The organism is Streptomyces mayteni, from assembly GCF_054783955.1.
In genome coordinates this window covers 1-20,305 of the sequence record NZ_BAAGPR010000053.1, presented here as the reverse complement: position 1 = coordinate 20,305, position 20,305 = coordinate 1, and the positions used below count along the sequence as shown (strand labels likewise).

20 protein-coding genes are annotated in these 20,305 nt (G+C 73.2%); 10 read left to right on the top strand and 10 right to left on the bottom strand.

All coding sequences use genetic code 11. The annotated features are described in order from the left end of the window. Positions 1 to 98: 98 nt before the first annotated feature. Positions 99 to 1,145, bottom strand: coding sequence for an NAD(P)/FAD-dependent oxidoreductase (locus ACYVPE_RS22535; RefSeq protein ID WP_461035487.1), 1,047 nt, complete (start codon positions 1,143 to 1,145; stop codon positions 99 to 101). A gap of 263 nt (positions 1,146 to 1,408) precedes the next feature. Between ACYVPE_RS22535 and ACYVPE_RS22530 the strand changes: the two genes are divergently transcribed. Beyond that, positions 1,409 to 1,879: a hemerythrin domain-containing protein gene (locus ACYVPE_RS22530; RefSeq protein WP_461035486.1), complete on the top strand. Its 471-nt coding sequence runs from the start codon at positions 1,409 to 1,411 to the stop codon at positions 1,877 to 1,879. A 54-nt stretch (positions 1,880 to 1,933) separates the two neighbouring features. Here ACYVPE_RS22530 and ACYVPE_RS22525 read toward each other — a convergent pair whose 3' ends face one another. Beyond that, on the bottom strand, positions 1,934 to 2,893 hold the full coding sequence (locus ACYVPE_RS22525) for a glycoside hydrolase family 43 protein (RefSeq protein ID WP_461035511.1): 960 nt from the start codon (positions 2,891 to 2,893) through the stop codon (positions 1,934 to 1,936). Between the two features lie 376 nt (positions 2,894 to 3,269). Here ACYVPE_RS22525 and ACYVPE_RS22520 point away from each other — a divergent pair, with 376 nt between their 5' ends. Next, positions 3,270 to 3,701: a peptidoglycan-binding domain-containing protein gene (locus tag ACYVPE_RS22520; RefSeq protein WP_461035485.1), complete on the top strand. Its 432-nt coding sequence runs from the start codon at positions 3,270 to 3,272 to the stop codon at positions 3,699 to 3,701. Positions 3,702 to 3,750: 49 nt separating this feature from the next. On the opposite strand, the gene ACYVPE_RS22515 is transcribed toward ACYVPE_RS22520, so the two are convergent. Further along, positions 3,751 to 4,089, bottom strand: a complete 339-nt coding sequence (locus ACYVPE_RS22515) for a hypothetical protein (protein ID WP_461035484.1) — start codon at positions 4,087 to 4,089, stop codon at positions 3,751 to 3,753. Positions 4,090 to 4,297: 208 nt separating this feature from the next. Between ACYVPE_RS22515 and ACYVPE_RS22510 the strand changes: the two genes are divergently transcribed. The 7 genes from ACYVPE_RS22510 to ACYVPE_RS22480 all read left to right on the top strand — a co-directional run bounded on the left by ACYVPE_RS22510 (position 4,298) and on the right by ACYVPE_RS22480 (position 11,889). Then, the gene (locus tag ACYVPE_RS22510; RefSeq protein ID WP_461035483.1) at positions 4,298 to 4,807 is read left to right on the top strand and encodes a SigE family RNA polymerase sigma factor; all 510 of its coding nucleotides are present in this window, start codon (positions 4,298 to 4,300) and stop codon (positions 4,805 to 4,807) included. Next, entirely contained in the window at positions 4,804 to 5,214 is a 411-nt protein-coding gene (locus ACYVPE_RS22505; protein ID WP_461035482.1) for a hypothetical protein, read from the top strand. Before ACYVPE_RS22510 ends, ACYVPE_RS22505 begins: the two co-directional genes overlap by 4 nt. A gap of 865 nt (positions 5,215 to 6,079) precedes the next feature. Then, positions 6,080 to 6,877 (top strand): hypothetical protein, encoded by a 798-nt coding sequence (locus ACYVPE_RS22500; protein WP_461035481.1) that lies wholly within the window; start codon positions 6,080 to 6,082, stop codon positions 6,875 to 6,877. 257 nt (positions 6,878 to 7,134) lie between these two features. Beyond that, positions 7,135 to 8,328, top strand: a complete 1,194-nt coding sequence (locus ACYVPE_RS22495) for a cytochrome P450 family protein (RefSeq protein WP_461035480.1) — start codon at positions 7,135 to 7,137, stop codon at positions 8,326 to 8,328. A 299-nt stretch (positions 8,329 to 8,627) separates the two neighbouring features. After that, positions 8,628 to 9,371, top strand: a complete 744-nt coding sequence (locus ACYVPE_RS22490) for a (5-formylfuran-3-yl)methyl phosphate synthase (RefSeq protein WP_461035479.1) — start codon at positions 8,628 to 8,630, stop codon at positions 9,369 to 9,371. An 8-nt stretch (positions 9,372 to 9,379) separates the two neighbouring features. After that, entirely contained in the window at positions 9,380 to 10,798 is a 1,419-nt protein-coding gene (locus tag ACYVPE_RS22485; protein WP_461035478.1) for an aldehyde dehydrogenase family protein, read from the top strand. 2 nt (positions 10,799 to 10,800) lie between these two features. Then, on the top strand, positions 10,801 to 11,889 hold the full coding sequence (locus ACYVPE_RS22480) for an NAD(P)-dependent alcohol dehydrogenase (RefSeq protein ID WP_461035477.1): 1,089 nt from the start codon (positions 10,801 to 10,803) through the stop codon (positions 11,887 to 11,889). Here the strand turns inward: ACYVPE_RS22480 and ACYVPE_RS22475 are convergent. From ACYVPE_RS22475 to ACYVPE_RS22455, 5 genes are all read right to left on the bottom strand, one after another. Beyond that, the gene (locus ACYVPE_RS22475; RefSeq protein ID WP_461035476.1) at positions 11,867 to 12,796 is read right to left on the bottom strand and encodes a class I SAM-dependent methyltransferase; all 930 of its coding nucleotides are present in this window, start codon (positions 12,794 to 12,796) and stop codon (positions 11,867 to 11,869) included. The genes ACYVPE_RS22480 and ACYVPE_RS22475 overlap by 23 nt on opposite strands. 129 nt (positions 12,797 to 12,925) lie before the next feature. Continuing rightward, positions 12,926 to 13,909, bottom strand: coding sequence for an ABC transporter substrate-binding protein (locus tag ACYVPE_RS22470; RefSeq protein WP_461035475.1), 984 nt, complete (start codon positions 13,907 to 13,909; stop codon positions 12,926 to 12,928). A gap of 45 nt (positions 13,910 to 13,954) precedes the next feature. Continuing rightward, on the bottom strand, positions 13,955 to 14,725 hold the full coding sequence (locus ACYVPE_RS22465; RefSeq protein ID WP_461035474.1) for an amino acid ABC transporter ATP-binding protein: 771 nt from the start codon (positions 14,723 to 14,725) through the stop codon (positions 13,955 to 13,957). Continuing rightward, the gene (locus ACYVPE_RS22460; protein ID WP_461035473.1) at positions 14,722 to 15,702 is read right to left on the bottom strand and encodes an amino acid ABC transporter permease; all 981 of its coding nucleotides are present in this window, start codon (positions 15,700 to 15,702) and stop codon (positions 14,722 to 14,724) included. Before ACYVPE_RS22460 ends, ACYVPE_RS22465 begins: the two co-directional genes overlap by 4 nt. After that, complete coding sequence (locus tag ACYVPE_RS22455; protein WP_461035510.1) at positions 15,645 to 16,235, bottom strand: GNAT family N-acetyltransferase; 591 nt, start codon at positions 16,233 to 16,235, stop codon at positions 15,645 to 15,647. Before ACYVPE_RS22455 ends, ACYVPE_RS22460 begins: the two co-directional genes overlap by 58 nt. A 485-nt stretch (positions 16,236 to 16,720) precedes the next feature. Between ACYVPE_RS22455 and ACYVPE_RS22450 the strand changes: the two genes are divergently transcribed. Beyond that, complete coding sequence (locus tag ACYVPE_RS22450; protein WP_461035472.1) at positions 16,721 to 17,788, top strand: LLM class flavin-dependent oxidoreductase; 1,068 nt, start codon at positions 16,721 to 16,723, stop codon at positions 17,786 to 17,788. Positions 17,789 to 17,810: 22 nt separating this feature from the next. Here ACYVPE_RS22450 and ACYVPE_RS22445 read toward each other — a convergent pair whose 3' ends face one another. Together ACYVPE_RS22445 and ACYVPE_RS22440 are read right to left on the bottom strand one after the other, a co-directional pair. Next, complete coding sequence (locus ACYVPE_RS22445; protein WP_461035471.1) at positions 17,811 to 19,439, bottom strand: dipeptide ABC transporter ATP-binding protein; 1,629 nt, start codon at positions 19,437 to 19,439, stop codon at positions 17,811 to 17,813. Further along, positions 19,436 to 20,305, bottom strand: a complete 870-nt coding sequence (locus ACYVPE_RS22440) for an ABC transporter permease (RefSeq protein ID WP_461035470.1) — start codon at positions 20,303 to 20,305, stop codon at positions 19,436 to 19,438. The genes ACYVPE_RS22445 and ACYVPE_RS22440 overlap by 4 nt, the downstream gene beginning before the upstream one ends.

Genomic DNA, 20,305 nt, shown 5'->3' with positions numbered 1-20,305 from the left:
AGACCCGGCAGGTCGCATCGACCGGCGAGCCGCTCGTTCGCAAGCAGTCGGGGGGGCGCGGCGGACCCGGCGAGGTCACGATGCTTTCGGAGGCGTGGCTACCGGGTGACGCCGGGCGGGCGACAACGTCGTAGCTCCGGGGCCGGTCTGCCGGTGACGAGTTCGTCCGCGACGAGTCGTCCGACGGTGGGTGCCAGGGTGATGCCCGAGTGCGTGACGGCGACGTAGAGGGATCGATCTCGTGTCGCGTGTCCGATGATCGGTCCGTGGGCGGGCATGGGTCGTCTGCCGACGCGGTAGCCCAGCAAGCGGCAGCTGTCGCTTCCGCGGAAGAGGGTCTGGAAGCGACGGAGGGTGTCGTGCGCGGATCGTTCCAGCGACGACTCGTCCTCGGCGTACGGGAGTGTCAGGGCGAGTTCGCCGTCGCGTACCTCGCGGACTTCGAAGTCCGGGCTGGCCACGATGGTCCTGACCAGGCCGGGAGGTGCCGCGAGTCGCACCAGGCAGGCCGGGGAGGTGGCGACGGGCAGACCGGCGAGCAACGGCTCGGACAGCTCGGGGACGCCGGTTCCGGCGGCGAGCACGACCGTCGCGGCGGGGTGGAATCCGGTGGAGGACAGCACCCCGTCGACGCGATCGCCCGCCGTCTTCAGGCACGTCACGACCGAGTCGTGGATCACCGTTGCTCCGTGGGCGCGAGCGGCATCCACGAGGGCGTTGGTCAGTACCGTCGGATCGACGCCTCCGTCGCTCGGGATGTGGATGGCCCGCTCGGGCGGGCGTCGCAGGTTGGGCTCCAGCGTCGCGAAGTCGCTTCCTCCGACCCAGAACCGGCCGGACCCCAACCGGGAGTTCCGCATGGCCTGGGCATCGTTCCAGGCCAGCGAGCCTGTCCAGCGGACGGCGACGCTCGGCAGCTCGGTCTCCAGCCGTCGGTAGTCGGCCAGTACCGATCCACGCAGGTCCTCCGCCCCGCCGGGCCAGTCTCCCCCGTGACCGCCGATCCAGGCGAAGGAGGCGCCGGTGGCCCCCGTGGCCGGGGACGGTCCCTGGTCGAGCAGGGTCACGGCGACGCCCTGGCGTGCCAGGTGGTAGGCCACCGAGGAGCCGGTGACTCCCGCACCGACGACGACAACGGCTGACATGAGCTCCTCTTCGACAGGCCGGTGACCGCTCGGGCTGAGGCTGGAGCGGTCAGAACATGGTCGGGTTGCCGGAGGGAACCCGCAACGGAATATGGGGACCTTTCCGGTTCGGCCAGCGGCGGCTTGCTCGGCCGTGGTGTCGACGGAACATCGGGCGCGGTAGTGTGGGGGAAGCGTCGCGTGCCGGTGGCAGACCGTGTCAGGCGTGGAGGCGCCGAACCGAAGGAGACCGACGATGCGCTCGTCGAACCCTTCGTCCTCGCGTGACTGAGCGCGAGACGACCAGGCTCGTCGCCTGGAGCCAAGAACTTCGCCGCGTGCACAACCGGCTGCGCGAGGCGCTACGGGTGACCCGCGAATCCCTGGCCGAGGGGGTGGGGAGCGAGGCCACCGCCCGGGAACTGCTGCTGTACTGCCACGGTTTCTGCGCCGCCCTCGATGGCCACCACCGGGGCGAGGACAGCACCCTGTTCCCGGCCATCGCGGCCGCGCACCCGGAGCTGCGCCCGGTGCTGCGCTCGCTCGAGCAGGATCACTCGATGATCGCCCATCTGCTCGGCGGTCTCCGTGACGCGGTCGACCGGGCCGCTCCCCCCGAGGAGCTCGACGGCCACCTCGAAGGCATCGCGGCGATCGTGGAGAGCCACTTCCGCTACGAGGAGCGGCAACTCCTCACCGTGCTCGAGACCCTGGAGTTGGCAGCCTTGCCCCGCCAGGTGCTCGGCCCGCTGTGACGGCCGGCCACGAGGGCTCGGCGGGGGCGCCTCGCGGCGCGCCCGGGGAGGTTCTCATTCGAAGAACTTGAGGCTGTATCCGACGTTGGTGGGGGAACCGGGGACGTTGGCTCGGCGGTACGTGGTGTTCCCCCACCAGACGGCCGTGCCGGTGTACCAGTAGCGGTTGGACCACGAGTAGGGCGTGCCCTTGGCGACCGCGTGGAACATGGTCGGGAAGCGGTTGCCGGAGGGCGGGCCGGCGGCGACGTCGCCACGCGGCAGGACGAAGGTGTGGTGGCCGGGACCGTCGACGTTCAGCGTGGGGTCCCAGCCCGACATCATGGTCTGGGCGTGCGAGCCGAACAGGCAGCCGTTGCTCTTGTACCAGTCCCAGACGTAGGTCGGGTCGCCGCCGGCCCGTAGGCGCAGGTCGGCGATGCAGTAGTTGTCGCTCCAACTGCCGTTCGCGGAGTAGGCGATGTGCAACTGGCCGTTGGGGTCGACGATCGGCTGGGGCGCCTCGTTGATGTACGGGTTGCCGACGACCCGTTCCCACGGCTCGCGCGGCTGCGAGATGATGTAGCGGCCGCCGGTGGACGTGGTCGGGCTGCTCATCCGGGCGATGTACAGGTTCTGCTCGACGTTGGTGTCCCCCGACCAGCCGGACCACACGAACCAGCGCTGGCCGCCGAAGGTGAAGGGCACGCCGTCGATGGCCCACTTGTCGTCGGGCAGGGCGACCTTGACGGCGGCGGAGTAGCCGGAGTCCGGGCTGGTCGAGCTGATGTGGTACATGCGGTGGGCCGCGCCGCGGCCGGCGGCGAAGTAGATGCGGTACCGACCGTCGTGATGCACGATCTCCGGGGCCCAGACCTCGCCGAGGTCGCCGGTGTCCTGCCACACCTGGTGCCTGGGCGCGGTGGCGACGCCCTCCAGGGTGGAGGCCGTCCGCACCGCGATGCCGCCGTCCACGGACTTGGCGGAGACGTAGAGGTCGCCGACCCTGATGATGCTCGGGTCGGCGCCGCCGATGAGGGGGCGGCCGAGCGTGGAGGGCTGCTCGTCCGTCACCGCGGCGACGGCTTCGGCGGGTTCCGTGGTGGTCGCGACGTGCCCGAGGACAAGTGCGCCGACGAGTCCGAACGGAACGATGCGGGCGAACCAACGGGAGGGTCGCATCAGGTTCCTCCTGATCATGTCCACGACTGAGAGCGCTCTCACATAGTCATCGCGAGGTGAGCGACCGTCAAGAGAGGAGCGTCACCGCGGTCGACGGGATCCAGGCGGCGCGGCTGATGAAAGCGGAACGAAAGCGGTCCTGGCGAGGATTGCCCCGCCGTCGCCACGGTGGCGGACGGCGAAGGCACACGTCGCGCGGGGACGTGCGGCGGCGAAGGGAGCATCCACCATGCGTCGACTTCTCTCCACGATCACGGCTGCGGCCGCGCTGGTCACCGGCCTGGGCCTGACCTCCATCGCCACCGCCGGGCCGGCCGGTGCCGCCGGCTGGTGCGACGGTTCGAAGGGAATCCCGCTCGCCGGCCGGTACATCCGGGTGCCCTACAACGTCGCCTCCAACAGCACGAACTGCACCCTGGCGCAGGGAGCTTCCGGCAGCGCGGTCACGGCGCTCCAGGACGCGCTGAGGAGGTGCAACCACCAGGACCAGCTCGCCGTCGACGCTTCCTTCGGCAACCTGACCAGGCAGGCCCTGGAGGACGCCCAGGAACGGCGAGGAACCACCCCCGACGGCGTCTACGGCCCCAACACCCGCGACGCGCTCGCATGGCCCCTGTACCTGGACGGGTCCTTCCTCATCTGCAGGGATTACCCCAGCTGAGCCCGAGCCCGAGTGCGGGCGCGGGCGCGGCTCGGTCGGGTGGTCGGCGTCAGCGGGCCGGGACCGCGGCCTCCGCTGGCACCGGCTGCGCCTCGGCCGGGACCTCCTCGGCGGGCACCGGTTCCGGCGCCGTTTCCGCCGGCCGCTGCTCGGCGGGGGCCGGCACCGGCTCCGGCGAGGGCTGGTCGGTGGGCGGCACCTCGGCCGGGACCTCGTCGGCGGGCGCGGGCTCCGCCGGGGCCTCGTCGGCCGGCGGTTCCGCGACCGGCTGTGCGGGCCGGTGGTCGGTTCCGTCCGAGGACGCGTTCGCCACCGCGGCCCAGGTGCCGGCCGTCAGGAAGGCGCCCGCCGCCCCGATGGCGAGGCGGCGCACAGCGCGTCGTGTCATGTCGTGACTCCCTTGTGAGTGGGCCGGCCGCGGCGAACCGCCGCGCCGGCCGGCGAAGGCCTTGCACCCACCCAGTACGGGCGTCGCCGCCCGGCGGGTTGCCCGGCGCCCGCGAGACGAACCTCTCCCCCGCGGCGTGCAACCCACGGGCGCCCCACTCCGTACTACCGGCGAGAGGACGACTGTCAGGCGTGGCGAAGGGTCCGTGGTGAGGGAAGCAGCCCGGGAACGCGAGTTCCGGGAGTTCGCCGAGGCGCGGCAGCGGCAGCTGCGGCGCAGCGCCTATCTGTTGTGCGGTGACTGGCACGAGGCGCAGGACCTGACGCAGACGACGCTGATGAAGCTGTACGCGGCGTGGGGGCGGGTGCGGCGCGACGGCCACGTGGAGGCGTACGCCAGAACCATCCTGACCCGTACCTTCATCGACCAGCACCGTAGGCGCGGTTGGCGTGAGGAGGCCGTGGAGCGGGTGCCGGAGCTGCCGGAGGGGCAGGGCCCCGAGCCGGAGTTGCGGATGGTGATGCAGGCGGCGCTGATGGCCCTTCCGCCGCGCTACCGGGCGGTGTTGGTGCTCCGGTACTGGGAGGACTGGAGCGTGGAACAGACGGCGCAGGCGCTCCGGATCTCCACGGGCACGGTGAAGAGCCAGAGCGCCCGGGGGTTGGCCCACCTGCGGCGGCTCATCGAGCGGGAGGTCGGCGAGGTGCGCGGGAGATGACACAGGTCATGGACAGGTCGGGCGGCGACGAGGAGTGGGGCGGGCCCACCGAGGGTGACGACGCGCGGGAGGTGTTCGAGATCGTCGTCGGGTCGGGTGCCGAGCCGCCGCTCGGTGATCTGACGGACGCGGCGGTCGCCGGCGGTCGTCGCGTCCGCAGGCGCCGCGGGGCCGCGGTGCTGGCGGGCGTCGTCACCGCGTTGCTGGTGGCGGTGTCGGCCACCGGCACGCTGTGGCAGGCGGAGCAGCGGCCACCCGTCGAGCCGGTCCAGCCGGCGGGGACCCCCTCGCCCCCGGAGCCCACGCCCCGGCCGGCGGGTCCCGAGGATCCGCCCGTAGACGTCGACGAGGCCGTGCCCTCCTCGAATCCCCAGGAGGCGGAGAACGCGCCGTCCGCCTCCCGCTGACCGCGCCGGCGGGCCCAAAAACGTGCTTGCCCGCGGGCCGGGGCGCGCGCATCATGCGTGCTGTGATCTCTCTACGTCGCGACCGCCGCTGTCCTGACCCCACCGCACGTGCTGAGGATCCTTTCCGTGAGCTATGCCATAGGTGAGTACACGTCTGACGACGAAGCGTCGTATCCGCGCTGCTTGGCGCTCTCCGTCCCGAGTGCCGCCTCCTTCGGCGGCGTACGGGGGACGCGGCCCTGGGAGCGGACGCCACCGCCCCGTACCGGCCCGGTCCCGCTCCGTCGAGGAGGTAGGACCGCCCGCCTTCCGGTGCGCCGGGCGTGGCGGACGTCCCGGTTGAGACGGCTGGCCGCGAGTCGTCGCGTCCGGTCCCGCCGCGTCGTGTAGCGGGTGGCGGCCCCCGGTGCCGGGTGCGTCGGCGTGGCACGACGCGGCCGCCTCGGCTGGGAACGAGGGTTACCGCGACCAGCCGTGGCGGCTCCGGCGGGCCCCGCCGGCTCGGGGTCGAGGTGGGTGACGGAGGACAGTGCGGCGACGAAGGCGCGTCGGGGCACCGGGTGTCCACCGAGTTCGGTGTCGTGGGCCGCGGTGCGCATGGCGGTGTAGACGGCGGGGCGTAGCCGGCCGGATTCCGTCCCAGCGCGGTTCTCGGGTGAACGCGTCGGTCAAGGCGTAGCCCTCCTCTCGATGGTGGAACCGTTCGGCCGATACCGAGAACGCCTCCGCCGCCCGCGGGGCGCGGCCCGATCGAAAAGGTGTGATCGGTAGGGCGGGGGCCGTCGCGATGCTGCACGCGTTCGAATCGCCGGTCGGCGGGGCGAGCGGACGCGTCCGCCGGCCCGTAGTCGAGAGGAACCCGTCCATGAGGATCATGACCTGGCTCGTCACGATCGTCGGCCTCGGGCTGACCGTCCCCTACGTGCTGGAGGGGCTGAGCGGCGACGGCCCGTCCGGCTGGCTCAACGGCTTCCTCGCCGGGCCGGTCCTGCTGCTGTTCGTGGTGCCCGACCTGTTCCTGCTCAGGAGGCTCACGGGGTGGGGCGGCCGCTCCGCGCGGGGCGACGTGCCGCGGGCGTTCCACGGGGCGCCCCTCGCCATCGGCACCGTGGCGTCGACGGCGCGGACCGGGCTCTCCGTCAACGACCAGCCGCAGTTGGACATCCTGCTCGACGTCGACACGACGGAGGGGCAGTCGTTCCGGGCCGTGCTGCGGCGCGTGGTGGACCTGACCGAGCTGGCCACGCTGCGGCCCGGCCTCCAACTGCCCGTCAGGTACCGCCCTGGCGGTGGCGACGGACGGGTGGTGCTCGCGTCGGACGCCGATCCGCGGGAGGTGCAGCGGACGCTCAACCGGGTGCGGCTGGCCAAGGGGCAGATCACGCCGCGGCAGCTGCGGATCGGCGAGGAGGGCGTCGACGCGACGGCCGTCGTCCTGGCGATGGCGCCGACCGGCGAGGTCCGTGGCGACGCGGCGGTGGTGGGTCTGACGCTCCGGGTGACGCGCGCCGACGGCTCGATGTTCGACATCACCCAGGACAAGACCGTCCCGGCCACCGCGGTGGGACGACTCCAGCCCGGCATGGTGGTGCGGGCCCGCTATCTGCCGCCGGACGAGACCGAGGTCGTGGTGGTGACCCCGGCCAACCCGGACGTGCCGTGAGCGCCGCCTGCCGGGTGCCGCGGCCGGGGCGGCCCTTCGCACCTTCATCACGCCGGCGAGTTCGCGCGCCGTTTCCGCCCGTCGTGAGGCCGGTTGGCAGCCCTCAGGGGTGAACCCGGTCCCCCCGGACGGGTGATGGGTGGTCGGTTTCGCCCGGGGGTGGGGGACGAGGGGCCAGCCTGGGCCCGGGCGGCGCCCGCCCGGAGGGAGTCGATGCCGCTCGGGCTTCCTCCCCCTCTCGCGATCAAGGAGCGAATGTGACGGAGCCCCGGACGGTCGAGATCGTCGATCTGGCAGCCGAAGGCGAGGACTTCTCCCGCGCCCCCTACCCGTACTTCGCGGTGTTGCGCGAGCGCGGACCGGTGCACTACGCGCGTCTGCCCGACGGCTCTCCCGCCTGGCTCGTCCTCGGCCACCGGGAGGCGCGCGCCGCCCTGGCGGATCCGCGGCTCGTCAAATCCCTGGCGGGCGGCCCTGGCGAGGGCGGGCCCGAGCGAACGGGCGCGCACCTGCTGAACTCGGATCCGCCCGACCACACGCGGCTGCGCGGGCTGGTCTCGCGCGAGTTCACTGCCCGCCGGATCGCGGCCCTGGCCCCGCGCGTCCAGGAGATCACCGACGCGCTGCTCGACTCGATGCTGGCAGCGCCAGGTCGGCGGGCCGACCTGGTGGCCGCCTTCTCCTTCCCGCTGCCGATCACCGTGATCTGCGAGCTGATCGGCGTCCCCGACCTGGACCGCGAGCGTTTCCGGCAGTGGTCTCGCACCCTGACGGCGGGGAGCCTGGAGGAGATTCCGAAGATCCGGGCCGTGATGACGGAGTACCTGGCCGGGCTGCTGGCCGACAAGCGCGAACAGCCGGGCGAGGACCTGCTGAGCGCGCTGCTGCACGCCGCGGACGGCGACGGTGACCAGCTCTCACAGGACGAACTCCTCGCCATGTGCTGGATCCTGCTGCTCGCCGGCCACGAGACCACCGTCGGACTGATCAGCAACGGCGTGCTGGCCCTGCTACGCCATCCCGACCAGCTGGCCGCGCTGCGCGCCGACTGGTCGCTGCTCGACAACGCGGTCGAGGAGATCCTGCGCTACGACGGCCCGGTGCTGGCGCCCGCCATCCGCTTCGCCGCCCAGGACGTCGAGATCGCCGGCACCGTGATCCCACACCGCGCGCTCGTCCTGCCCGTCATCGCCGACGCCGACCGCGATCCCGCCCGCTTCCCGGACCCCGACCGCTTCGACATCCACCGCGAGACCAGCGGCCACATCGCGTTCGGCCACGGCATCCACCACTGCCTCGGCGCCTCACTGGCCCGCCTCGAGGCCCGCGTCGCGCTCCGCACCCTCCTGGAACGCGCGCCCGACCTCGCCCTCGACACCCACCCCGCCAGCCTGTCGTGGCACCCCGGCATCATCGTGCGTGGCCCCCGCCACCTCCCCGTCCGCTGGTGACACCGGCCGCGGCCGCTTCGGCGTCGTCGAAGGACCGCGACGCGACCGGATCCTGCCGCATGAAGGGGGCCGGTCGTTGACGTCGCCCAACAGCGGCAGCAGGTCGGGCCGTTGCTCGGCGGTGGGCACCGCCGGTGTCACCACGGGGGGCGTGCACGGCGCGTCGGGGGGCACGGCGAGTGACTCGTTCGGTGATCGCGCGCCCTCCCGGTGATCGCCGGGTGACGTCGACAATGAGCAGATCGCCCGTGCCCCAGGCGCCCGTCGGCCGGGTGGGCATGCCGTCGAAAGGGTCCACATTGTTGCTTCTCATCTCTCCGGACAGCGTCGAGGAGGCCCTCGTCTGCGCGAAGGCCGCGCAGCATCTCGACATCGTCGACGTCAAGAAGCCGGACGAGGGCTCGCTCGGTGCGAACTTCCCGTGGGTCATCAGGGAGATCCGCGACGCGGTCCCGGCGGAGACGCCGGTGTCCGCCACGGTCGGCGACGTGCCGTACAAGCCCGGCACGGTGGCCCAGGCGGCGCTCGGGGCGGTCGTGTCCGGGGCCTCGTACATCAAGGTGGGGCTCTACGGATGCACGACGCCGGAACAGGCCGTCGACGTGATGCGCGGGGTGGTTCGGGCGGTGAAGGACCATCGGCCCGACGCCCTGGTCGTCGCCTCGGGGTATGCCGACGCGCACCGGATCGGCTGCGTCAATCCGCTCGCGCTGCCCGACATCGCTCGACGGGCCGGTTGTGACGCGGCCATGTTGGACACGGCGATCAAGGACGGGAGCCGGCTGTTCGACCACGTTCCGCCGGACAGCTGCGCGGAGTTCGTGCGGCTGGCCCACGGGGCCGGTCTGCTGGCGGCGCTCGCGGGCAGCGTCACGGCGGGTGACCTCGGCGCGCTGACCCGCATCGGCACGGACATCGTGGGCGTGCGCGGGGCGGTCTGCGAGCGGGGCGACCGCAACGGCGGGCGGATCCAGCCGCAGTTGGTGGCCGCTTTCCGAGCGGAGATGGACCGGCACGCGGCCGCCGTCGCCGCCGCCGGCTGACCGCCCGGATGCCGACGCGTGGGTCCCGCGGCGGGTCCTCGGGTCTTGGCGGGCGGTTCGCGGTCGTCGATCCGGCGACGGGTGAGGCGTTCGACGAGGCTCCCGACCAGCGCCCCGAGGAGTTGGACGGGATCGTCGGCCGGGCCCGCGCGGCCTGGCCGGGTTGGCGGGCGGATCCGGCCGCCAGGGCCACCGCGTTGCGCGCGGCGGCCGACGCCGTGGAGGCGGCCGGGCGGGACCTCGCCCCGCTGCTCACCCGGGAGCAGGGCAAGCCGCTGGCCGAGTCGTACGCGGAGGTCGCCAGGACGGCGGCCCGCCTGCGGTACTTCGCCGACCTGGACGCCCCTCCCCTGCCGATCGTGGACGGTCGCCCCGTGCGCAGCGAGGTCCGCTGGCGGTCCCTTGGGCCGGTGGCCGCGATCGTCCCGTGGAACTTTCCCCTCCAGCTGGCGTCGGCGAAGTTCGCGCCGGCGCTCGCGGCGGGCAACACGATGGTGCTCAAGCCGTCCCCCCTCACGCCCCTCGCCACCCGGCTGCTGGTGTCCGTCGTCGCCGCCGCGCTCCCCGACGACGTGCTGACGGTCGTCACCGGTCGCGAGCCGCTCGGCGCCCACCTGGCGTCCCATCCGGGGATCCGGCACGTGACGTTCACCGGTTCTGGTCCCACCGGCCGGGCGGTCGCGGCCGGGGCGGCGGCGTCGCTCGCCCGGGTCACCCTGGAGCTGGGCGGCAACGACGCCGCGGTGCTGCTCGACGACGTGGACGTGGCGCGGGTCGCCGACCGGTTGTTCTGGGCGGCGTTCCGCAACTGCGGGCAGGTCTGCATGGCGGTGAAGCGGGTCTACGCCCCGGCCCGGATCTACCCGGAGGTGGTCGAGGCCCTCGCGCAGCGGGCGAAGAGCGTCGTCGTCGGGGCGGGGCTCGATCCGGCCTCGCGAGTCGGGCCGGTCAACAACGCCCCGCAGCTGGGCCGGGTCGAACGCGGGACGGCCCGGGCCCTGGCGGACGGGGCCCGGGCGGTGGTCGGCGGCCAGCGTCTCGACCGGCCGGGCTACTTCTTCGCGCCGACGATCCTGGCCGACGTGCCGCCGGACAGCCCGGTGGTGACGGAGGAGCAGTTCGGCCCGGTGCTGCCGGTGCTGCCGTACGCGCGCCTCGACGACGCCGTCGAGGCGGCCAACGGCACCGGCTTCGGTCTCGGCGGCTCGGTCTGGGGGACCGATCTCGACCGGGCGGAGGCGGTGGCCGAGCGGTTGGAGTGCGGGACGGCGTGGATCAACCACCATGGCGAGCTGTCGCTCGCGCAGCCCTTCGCGGGCGTCAAGGAGAGCGGGGTGGGCGTGGCGGGCGGGCCGTGGGGGTTCTACGGGAACCTCAGGCCGTTCGTGGTGCACCGTCCTGAGGTGCGCCGTCCCGAGGGGGCGTGACGATGAGGTTCGGCGCGGCGGTGCTGCGCTCGTACGAGGGCCGGTTCGCGGTCGAGGAGGTGGTCCTGAACGCGGGGCCGGTCGACGGCGAGGTGCTGGTCAGGGTCGCGGGCTGCGGGATGTGCCGGACCGATCTCGCGGTCCGGCGGTCGGCGGGCCGCTCGCCGCTGCCGGCGGTGCTCGGCCACGAGGGTGCCGGGGTCGTGGTGGAGACGGGCGGCCCGAACACCGGGCTGAGTGCCGGCGATCGCGTGGTGCTGAGCTTCGACTCCTGTGGTGGCTGCGGGAGTTGCCTGGCCGGGGCGCCCGCCTACTGCGACTCCTTCGCCGCGCTGAACCTGTTCGGGGGGCGCGCGGAGCAGGCGGCGCGGTTCACGGACGCGGCGGGAGGCGCGTTGGCTCCCCGGTGGTTCGGGCAGTCCTCGTTCGCCGAGTACGCGCTGGTCTCGGCCAGGAACGCCGTCCGGGTGGACGCCGCGCTGCCCGTGGAACTGCTCGGACCGCTCGGCTGCGGCTTCCTCACCGGGGCCGGAGCCGTCCTGAACACCTTCGGGGTGCGGCCGGGCGACACCCTGGTGGTCCTCGGGGCCGGAGCGGTGGGCCTGGCCGCGGTGATGGCGGCCACCGCCGCGGGGGCGCTGGCGGTGGCCGTGGAGCGGCACCCCGAACGGCTGGCCCTCGCCGAGCGGTTCGGCGCCATCCCGCTGCCCGCCGCGTCGGCCGACCTGCCGGGCCGCGTTCGGCGACTGACCGACGGCGGGGCGCGGTACGCGCTCGACACCACGGCCTCGGCGCCGCTGATCAACGACGCGCTCCTGGCCCTGCGCCCGACCGGTCGTCTGGCTCTGGTGGCGCGGCTCCACACCGCGCTGCCGATCGAGCCCGGCGCGCTCGACCAGGGGCGGAGCATCTCCCACGTCTGCGAGGGGGACGCGGTGCCCGGGCTGCTGATTCCGCGCCTGATCGGGCTGTGGCGGGCCGGGCGGTTCCCGTTCGACGAGCTGATCCGTACCTATCCGCTCGTCGACGTCGCCGAGGCCGAACGCGACTTCGACGCGGGCCGCGTGGTCAAGCCCGTGCTGGTTCCCTGACGGACCTGGGCCTGGTGGCGAACACCCAACGGTTGCCGTCCAGCGCGTCGTTCGGCTCGGGCAGCGGGCCGCGCCCGAGGCTGCGGGTGAAGTCGAAGGGCGTGTGGATCGAGGTGTCCCAGCCGCGGTCCGCGAGGGCCGCCATGGAGTCGGGCCGCGGTTCGAGGTTGAACAGGCTGAGCAGGTCGATGCCGATCTGCTCCCTGGTGGCGGTGTAGAGGCGGCTGTCGCGGTACTTCGTCAGGTCCTCCTCGAGCTTGGCCTCGTAGGCGAGGGCGCTGCCCGGGGCGCTCAGCCTGGCCACGGTGTCGACGAGGTAGGTCTCGGCGGCGCTGGGGAGGTAGAACAGCAGCCCCTCGGCGAGCCAGGCGGTCGGTTCCGCGGGATCGAAGCCGGCGTCGGTGAGCGCGCCGACCCAGTCGGCGCGGAGGTCGACCGGGATCGGCACCCGGGTCGCCCTCGGGGTGGCGGAGACGTCGGCGAGCACCTGGTCCTTGAAGGCCAGCACGGCGTCCCTGTCGACCTCGAACACCACGCGGCCGGCGGGCCAGTCGAGCCGGAAGGCCCGGGTGTCGAGGCCCGCCCCGAGCAGGACGACCTGGTGGGCGCCGCCCGCCGCCGAGCGGAGGAGGAAGTCGTCAAGGACCCTGGTGCGCAGCCCGAAGTAGCGGGCGAACCGCCCCCACAGCGGGTTCGCCTCCCCGTCCGGCACCTGGTGGAGGTCGACCGGCCAGCCCGCGGACGGCGGCGCGGCGCGCACGAAGTGCTCCGCGTAGGGGTCGCGTGCCAGGCTGTCGGCGCGGTGGGTCTCGATGGCCCGCGCGGCGGCGACCAGGAGAGCCGTCAGGCCGACGCCGCCGTCCACACCGCCGTCCGTATCGGTGTTGCGAGGGGGTGTGTCGAGCATGTGTGTCCTCCATCGGCGCGAGCAGCGCCTTCATCATCCGAGCCGCGGTGTTCCGCTGCGCGGAGAACCGGCGAAAGTAGCTCGTTCGAAGGAATCTCGCCCGTGGGTGCCGAGGACGGCCGGATGCGGTCAGCCGTCCTGGCGGGGCAGTCCTGGCGGGTTGATCTCGGAGGCTTCGACCGCCTCGTCGGCGAGGCCCCAGCGGTCGAGGACCTGGGCGTAGGTGCCGTTGTCGATCACCTCGTTGAGCGCGGCGGCCAGGGCGTCCACCAGGCCGTTGTCCTTCCTCGTGGTGGCGGCGATCTCGCCCTGGATCTCGTCCCCACCGCCGGAGAAGGTGCCGATGATCTCGGTCTCGCCGCTGACCCGGGAGTGGTAGGCGGCGCTGGGGTTGGGGCCGAGGTAGGCGTCGAGCCGGCCCGAGGCGAGGGCCAGGTAATAGTCGGTCGGGGTCTGGTAGTAGGCGATGTCGGTGGGTTCGAGGCCGGCGGCCTCGTTCTGCCGGCTCCAGGAGATCAGGATCTGCTCCTGGTTGGTGCCGGAGCCGACGCCGATGCGTCGGCCGGCCACGTCCTCGGGCTCTTCGACCGTCCAGCCGGCGCGGGCGGGGGCCTCGAAGGCGAGGTTGTCCAGGCGGTAGGTCGCGAAGTCGTACTTGTCCTTGCGTTCCTCGGTGACGGTGATGTTGCTGACGCCGACGTCGTAGCGGCCGCTGTCCAGGCCGACGAAGATGTTGGCCCAGTCGACGGTGTTGAAGCGCGGCTCGAGGCCGAGCACGTCGGCGATCAGGGTGGCGATGTCGGTCTCGACGCCGATCACGGTCTCGTCGTCGGTGGCGTAGAAGTTCAGCGGCGGGACCGCTCCGACCGAGTCGGCGACCTCCAGGGTGCCGCGGTCGCGGATCTCGTCCGGGACGAGGGCGGCGATCTCCGGCACCTCCTCGGTGCGGATCCGGTCCTGCTCGGGGCTGGTGTCGACGACGTCGGAGGCGTTCTCCCGGCGGTCCGGGTCCTGGGCGGGGTCGTCCTCGGGTTCACCGCAGGCGGTGAGGCCCAGCGTGACTGCGGCGAGGGTCAGGGCGGTGGCCAGGCGACGGGCGGTACGGCGGGGCATGGGCAGGTCCTTCCGCGGACTGGACGGAACGGGAGGGCGGGGTGGTCAGAGGACCCGGGACAGGAAGGCGCGGGTCCGCGCGTGCCGCGGGCTGTCCAACACCTGGTGTGGTGGGCCCTGTTCGAGGATCCGGCCCTCGTCCATGAAGACCACGGTGTCGGCCACCTCGTGGGCGAAGCCCACCTCGTGGGTGACGACGATCATGGTGGTGCCGGCACCGACGAGGCTCCTGATCACCGTGAGGACCTCGCCGACGAGTTCGGGGTCGAGCGCCGAGGTCGGTTCGTCGAAGAGCAGCACCTTGGGCTCCAGGGCGAGCGCGCGGGCGATGGCCACCCGCTGCTGTTGCCCGCCGGAGAGCTGGCGCGGATAGCTGTCGGCCCGGTCGTCGAGCCCGACGCGGGCCAGCAGCGTCCTGGCCTGTGCCTCGGCCTCCTTCCTCGGGCGGCGGAGGGTGGCGAGCGGGGCCTCGGTCACGTTCTCCAGCGCGGTGAGGTGCGGGAAGAGGTGGAAGTTCTGGAAGACGAAGCCGATCTGGGCCCGTTGCCTCAGGACGTCGCGTTCCTTCAGCTCGCGGAGCGTCCGGCCGGCGCGGCGGTAGCCGATCAGCTCGCCGTCGATCCGCACGGTGCCGCGGTCGAGGCGCTCCAGGTGGTTGATGCCCCGCAGCAGCGTGGACTTGCCGGATCCCGAGGGGCCGAGGACGACCGTGACCTCTCCGGCTCCGACGCGCAGGTCGACGCCGCGCAGCACGTGCAGCCGGCCGAACCACTTGTGGACGCCACGGACGTCGACCATCGCGTCCGCCGTGCTCATCTGGCCCTCCTCTCCACGGGTCCGCGTGGCCCGGGACCGGTGGCTCGCAGGCTTTCGAGCCGCGTGCGCAGCCGGCGCAGCGGGGAGGGCGACGGCTCGCGCTCGGCGCCACGGGCGAAGCGCCGCTCGACGTAGTACTGCGCGACGGACAGCACGGTGGTCAGCACGATGTACCAGACGGTGGCGACCATCAGCAGCGGTACGACCCGCCCGTTGCGCCCGTAGATGACCTGTACCTGGTAGAAGAGTTCGCCGATCGCCATCACCGAGACGATGGAGGTGCCCTTGAACAGCGAGATGACCTCGTTCGCCGCGTTGGGCAGGATGCCTCGCATCGCCTGCGGCAACACGATGCGCCGCAGCTGTCTGAGCCGGGGGATGCCGAGCGCCGCGGCGGCCTCCCGCTGCCCCGGGTCCACCGCCAGCAGGCCGCCGCGGACGATCTCGGCGGCGTAGGCCGCCTGGTGGAGGGCCAGGCCGATGACCGCGGCGGTCGTCGCGCCGATCAGGTCCATGGTCTCGACCTGCCACAGGACCGGGCCGAAGGGGACGCCGAAGCCCAACTCCCGGTAGAGATAGGCCAGGTTGAACCAGAAGAGGAGTTGGACGATCAGCGGTATCGAGCGGAAGGCCCAGACGTAGACCCAGGCGACGCCACGCAGGATGACGCTGTCGGACAGCCGCATCAGGCCGATGACGATGCCGAGGGCGAAGCCGAGCGCGGTTCCGTAGCAGGTGAGTTGTACGGTCAGCCAGACGGCTCCGAGCACGCTGTCGGCGAGCAGGTAGTCGAAGAAGACCGGCCAGTCCCAGCCCGGGTTGGTCGCGAGCCCGTGGGCGAACTGGGCGAGCAGGACGAGCACGGCGATCCCGCCGAGCCAGCGGAGGTGGTAGCGGGCGGGGACGATCCGCAGCGTGCTCAGGTCGTCGTGGAGGTCCGGGTCGGGGCGGGCGGTGCCGGGGGGCGCGATGTCCATGTCGGCGGCTCCGGTCGCTGAGGCGGGTCGGAAGGACGGGGAGGCGTGCGGAGGCGCTTCTCGAACGGCAGGGGGCCGATGGTCTCGGGGTCGGCCTCGGTGTCGAAGAGCGGGGTGTAGCCGCTGGCCAGGTACAGGCCGCGGGCCTCGGGCTGACGCGGTCCCGTGGTCAGGAAGATCCGGTGGTAGCCGTGGGTGGCCGCGGCCCGCTCCAGTTCGAGGACGACCCGCCGGCCAAGACCGCGCCTGCGGTGCCCGGAGTGCGTCCAGATCCGCTTGAGCTCCGCGGTGTCGCCGTCATACCGGCGGTAGGCACCGCCGGCCACGGCCTCGTCGTCCCGGAGCAGGAGCAGCAACAGGCCGTCCGGCGGGGCGAACTCCTGGTCCGGGTAGCGCGTCATCTCGTCGCTGGCGCTGCCTCCGTAGCGGGAGGTGTACTCCCGTTCGAGCTCGTGCAGCAGGGGTCGGGTGAGCGGGTCGGAGATCCGGGCCCGGATGACGACGAGTCGGTCGTCGTCGTCCTGGCCGGGCAGCCGGGCCCGTGGGTTCGTCGATGTCACGGCGGTGATCTCGCTTCCTGGCTTCCTGGTCGAGGGAGCGGGAGTCGGAGAAGTGGGCCGATGGCCGGGCACTCGGGCACCGGCACTCGGCGCTCGGCACGGGAGCGCGCGGAGGCACGGGTCGGGGCACGCCCCGGCGAGGAGTGACGGCGGCGCGGGCACGCGCCCGCTGGTGGCTCAGCTACAGAGACAGCTGGCGGAGCGGCGCAGGTCGATCGGGAGGCGGCGGACCAGCGGCACCCGGCGTGAAGCGTGCATGGCCGACCCCCTCAGCCGGAAACGACGGCACCCGGCGTGCGTGGCCGGGTGGGACGACGCGAAGCTAACAAAGGTGCTTCCGGCTTGTCCACGGGTCGCGGCGATGTGCGACCTCGCGCCGGACAGCCCGCCATGTGCCCGCCACACCCCCGCAACAACCGGCGAGCAGAGTGGGGTTCGGGTCCGTCGGAAGGGTTGCCATGCGGTTCTCCGTCCTCACCATCGTCGGCAACGCGCCGCACCCCGTGACCGGTGCGGTGACCCCCACCGCCGAGCGGTTCGACGAGGTGGTCGAGAACGGCGTGCTCGCCGAGCGCCTCGGCTTCGACGCCTACGCCGTCGGCGAGCGGCACGCCGGCACGTTCGTCTCCTCCAGCCCCACCGTCCTGTTGGGCGCGCTGGCCGCCAGGACCTCCCGGATCCGCCTGATGACCGGGGTGACGGTGCTGGCCATCCTCGACCCGGTGCGGGTGGCCGAGGACTACGCCACCCTCGACCAGCTGTCCCGGGGCCGGATGGAGCTGGTCGTCGGGAAGGGCGCCGAGGCAGGGCACTTCGACCTCTTCGGGCTCGACGAGGCGCGGCAGTGGGAGTACCAGGCGGAGAAGTACGAGCTGCTGCGCCGGCTGTGGCGAGAGGAAGGGGTGGACTGGCAGGGCGAGTTCCGGCCCGCGCTCAAGGGCGTCACCACCGTGCCGCGCCCCTTCGCCGGGCCGCCGCGCGTCTGGCACGGCTCGGCCACCAGCCCCCACTCGACCGAGTTGGCCGCCAGACACGGCGACCCGGTCTTCACGGCCAACGCCATCCAGCCGCGCGCGGCGTACGCGAGGCTGCTCGCGCACTACCGTGAGCGGTTCGAGGCGTACGGGCACGACCCGGCCGGCGCGCACGTGGCGGCCGGCTCCGGCGGCCTCTATGTCGCGGACACCACCGAGCGGGCGATCGCCCGGCTGAGGGAGCGTTACGAGGCGCGGGTGGCACAGAACTTCAAGCCGCATCTGGTCGGCAGGGCAGGCTACAACACACCGTTCCGCACCATCGAGGAGGCGATCGAGAACGGCCCGGCGCTGATCGGGAGTCCGCAGCGGATCATCGAGAAGATCCTCGACTTCCACGCGGCGTACCGGCATGACCTCCAGTCCGTCACGGTGGACGGCTTCGGCCTGGACCGCGCCGAGCAGGAGGAGCAACTCCGGTGGTTCGCTGAGGAGATCGCCCCGGTGCTCCGCAGGGAGGCGCCGACCCGCCTGTGGTCCCCCGCCGCCTGAACGAGCACGCGGCCCTGGCGGGTCAGCTCGCCGCCGTCCTGCCGGGAATGGCGGCCAGCAGTTCCTCGGTGTAGGCGTGGCGGGGCTCGGCGAAGATCCGCTCGGTGGTGCCGGTCTCCAGCAGCCGGCCGGCGCGCATGACGCCCACCCGGTGCGCGATCTGCCGCACCACGGCCAGATCGTGGGAGATGAACAGGTAGCTAAGACCGAGCTCACGCTGGAGCTCGGCGAGCAGCTCCAGGATCTGGGCCTGCACCGACACGTCGAGCGCCGAGACGGGCTCGTCGCACACCACCAGGTCGGGTTCGAGGGCCAACGCCCTGGCGATCGCGACCCGTTGCCGCTGGCCGCCGGAGAGCTCGGCCGGGCGACGGTGGAGCGCACTGGCGGGCAGCGCCACCCGTTCCAGCAGCGCGGCGGCGCGGCGTGTACGTTCCCGCCGGCCGGCCGTGCGGAAGGCCCGTAGCGGCTCACCGATGGACTCGGCGACCGAGAATCTCGGGTCGAGGGAGGCGTAGGGGCTCTGGTAGACGATCTGCATCCGGCGGCGGAGCCGGCGCAGCGGTTCGCCGGTGAGCGCGGTGGCGTCCTTCCCGTCGAACGTCACGGTGCCCGAGGTGGGGGCGGTCAGCCGCATCACCATCCGGGCCGTGGTCGACTTGCCCGAGCCCGACTCGCCGACGAGGGCGAACGTCTCGCCGCGGGCGATGGTGAGGCTGACGGCGTCCACCGCGCGCAGCCGCCGGGTGCCGGCGGAGTGTGGCAGCGGGAAGTCCTTGACCAGCCGGTCGGCCACCACCAGGGGGCCGGCGTCCGGCTGGCGCGCGGCGCGCGAGCCGACGAGCCGGGTGCCGGCCAGGCTGGGGGCCGCCGCCAACAGCCGCCTGGTGTAGGGGTGTCGGGGGCCGCGCAGCACCTCGTGTGTGGGGCCGTCCTCGACCACCTCTCCGCGTGACATCACCACGGTCCGTTGTGCCCGGTCCGCCGCGACACCCAGGTCGTGGGTGATCAGCAGCAGCGCGGTGCCGCGGTCGCGGGTCAGGCGTTCCAGGTGGTCGAGGACCTGGCGTTGGACGGTGACGTCCAGCGCGCTGGTCGGCTCGTCGGCGATCACCAGCCGGGGTGTGGCGGCCAGCGCGATGGCGATCAGCACCCGCTGCCGCATCCCGCCCGACAGTTCGTGCGGATACTGCCTGGCCCGCGTCTCGGGTGCGTCGAATCCGGCCTGGGCCAGCAGTTCGACGGCCCGCTCCCGGGCTCCGGCCCGGTCGGCGAGGCCGTGGATCAGGAGGCTCTCGGCGACCTGGCGCCCGACGCGCTGGACCGGGTTGAGCGCGAGATAGGGGTCCTGGGGGATCAGGGCGATGTCGGAGCCGCGCCTGGCGCGCAGCGCCCGCTCGCCGCCGGCGGCCAGGTCCTCCCCGCCGAACAGGAGCTGTCCCGCGGTCCGCCGGCCGCCGCGTGGCAGCAGCCCGATGACGGCGTGCGCGGTGGTCGACTTGCCCGATCCTGACTCGCCGACCAGTGCCACGGTCTCGCCGGGCGCCACCTCCAGGTCGACGCCGCGCACCGCCTCGGCCCGGCCGTAGCTCACCCGCAGTCCGCGCACGGCGAGCAGCGGCGTGGTGACCGTTGGGGTCTCCTGGGTCATCGGTCCTCGCCTTCCCACGCGCGGGCGATCCGGTTGGCGGCCAGCACGGTGGCCGCGATGGTCAGTCCGGGGAAGGTGGTGAGCCACCAGGCGCCGGCCAGGTAGTCGCGGCCAGCGGAGACCAGCGAGCCCCACTCGGGCGTCGGGGGCTCCGCGCCGTAGCCGAGGAAGCTGAGCGCCGAGACGGCGAGCACCACCGCGCCGAACTCGACGGCCGCGAACACCAGGACCGGGCCTGCCGCGTTGGGCAGCACGTGCCGCAGCAGCACCGAGTGGCGGCGGGCGCCCGCCGCGTGGGCCGCCTCCACGTAGACGGTGCCGCGCACCCGCAGCACCTCGGCCCGCATCACCCGGGCGAACCCGGCGACGCTGGTCACGCCGACCGCGATCGCCACCCGGGTGGTGCCGAAGCCGAGCGCGGTCACGATGGCCAGCGACAGCAGCAGCGCGGGGATGGCGAGCAGTACGTCGGCGCAGCGCATCAGGATGTCGTCCGCGCGGCCGCCGAGCGCGCCGGCGAGCAGCCCCATGGCCGAGCCGGCCACCAGCCCCAACGCCACCGCGAGCGAGGTGGCGCGCAGCGAGAGCGCCGCGCCGTGCACCGTCCTGGCGAACAGGTCGCGTCCCAACTGGTCAGTGCCGAAGGGGTGTTCCGCGCTGGGGCCGCGCAGTTTCTCGGCCGGCACGCCGGCCAGCGGGTCGCGCGAGGTGAACAGCTCGGGCAGGAAGGCCGCCGTCAGCACGGCGGCGACCACCAGCAGGGAGAGGACGAGCCCCGGCCGCCGCAGCCAGTACCCGAGGCGGGGCCGCGGCCGCCCCGCGCCGACCGTCGCCGCCGCCGCCGGCGGCGGCGGCGGGTCGGCCAC

Coding starts and splice junctions, on each gene's coding strand:
- ACYVPE_RS22535 (WP_461035487.1), bottom strand. CDS start 1,145: ATGTCAGCCGTTGTCGTCGTCGGTGCGGGAGTCACCGGCTCCTCGGTG.
- ACYVPE_RS22520 (WP_461035485.1), top strand. CDS start 3,270: ATGCGTCGACTTCTCTCCACGATCACGGCTGCGGCCGCGCTGGTCACC.
- ACYVPE_RS22515 (WP_461035484.1), bottom strand. CDS start 4,089: ATGACACGACGCGCTGTGCGCCGCCTCGCCATCGGGGCGGCGGGCGCC.
- ACYVPE_RS22505 (WP_461035482.1), top strand. CDS start 4,804: ATGACACAGGTCATGGACAGGTCGGGCGGCGACGAGGAGTGGGGCGGG.
- ACYVPE_RS22500 (WP_461035481.1), top strand. CDS start 6,080: ATGAGGATCATGACCTGGCTCGTCACGATCGTCGGCCTCGGGCTGACC.
- ACYVPE_RS22485 (WP_461035478.1), top strand. CDS start 9,380: ATGCCGACGCGTGGGTCCCGCGGCGGGTCCTCGGGTCTTGGCGGGCGG.
- ACYVPE_RS22480 (WP_461035477.1), top strand. CDS start 10,801: ATGAGGTTCGGCGCGGCGGTGCTGCGCTCGTACGAGGGCCGGTTCGCG.
- ACYVPE_RS22475 (WP_461035476.1), bottom strand. CDS start 12,796: ATGCTCGACACACCCCCTCGCAACACCGATACGGACGGCGGTGTGGAC.
- ACYVPE_RS22470 (WP_461035475.1), bottom strand. CDS start 13,909: ATGCCCCGCCGTACCGCCCGTCGCCTGGCCACCGCCCTGACCCTCGCC.
- ACYVPE_RS22465 (WP_461035474.1), bottom strand. CDS start 14,725: ATGAGCACGGCGGACGCGATGGTCGACGTCCGTGGCGTCCACAAGTGG.
- ACYVPE_RS22460 (WP_461035473.1), bottom strand. CDS start 15,702: ATGGACATCGCGCCCCCCGGCACCGCCCGCCCCGACCCGGACCTCCAC.
- ACYVPE_RS22450 (WP_461035472.1), top strand. CDS start 16,721: ATGCGGTTCTCCGTCCTCACCATCGTCGGCAACGCGCCGCACCCCGTG.
- ACYVPE_RS22445 (WP_461035471.1), bottom strand. CDS start 19,439: ATGACCCAGGAGACCCCAACGGTCACCACGCCGCTGCTCGCCGTGCGC.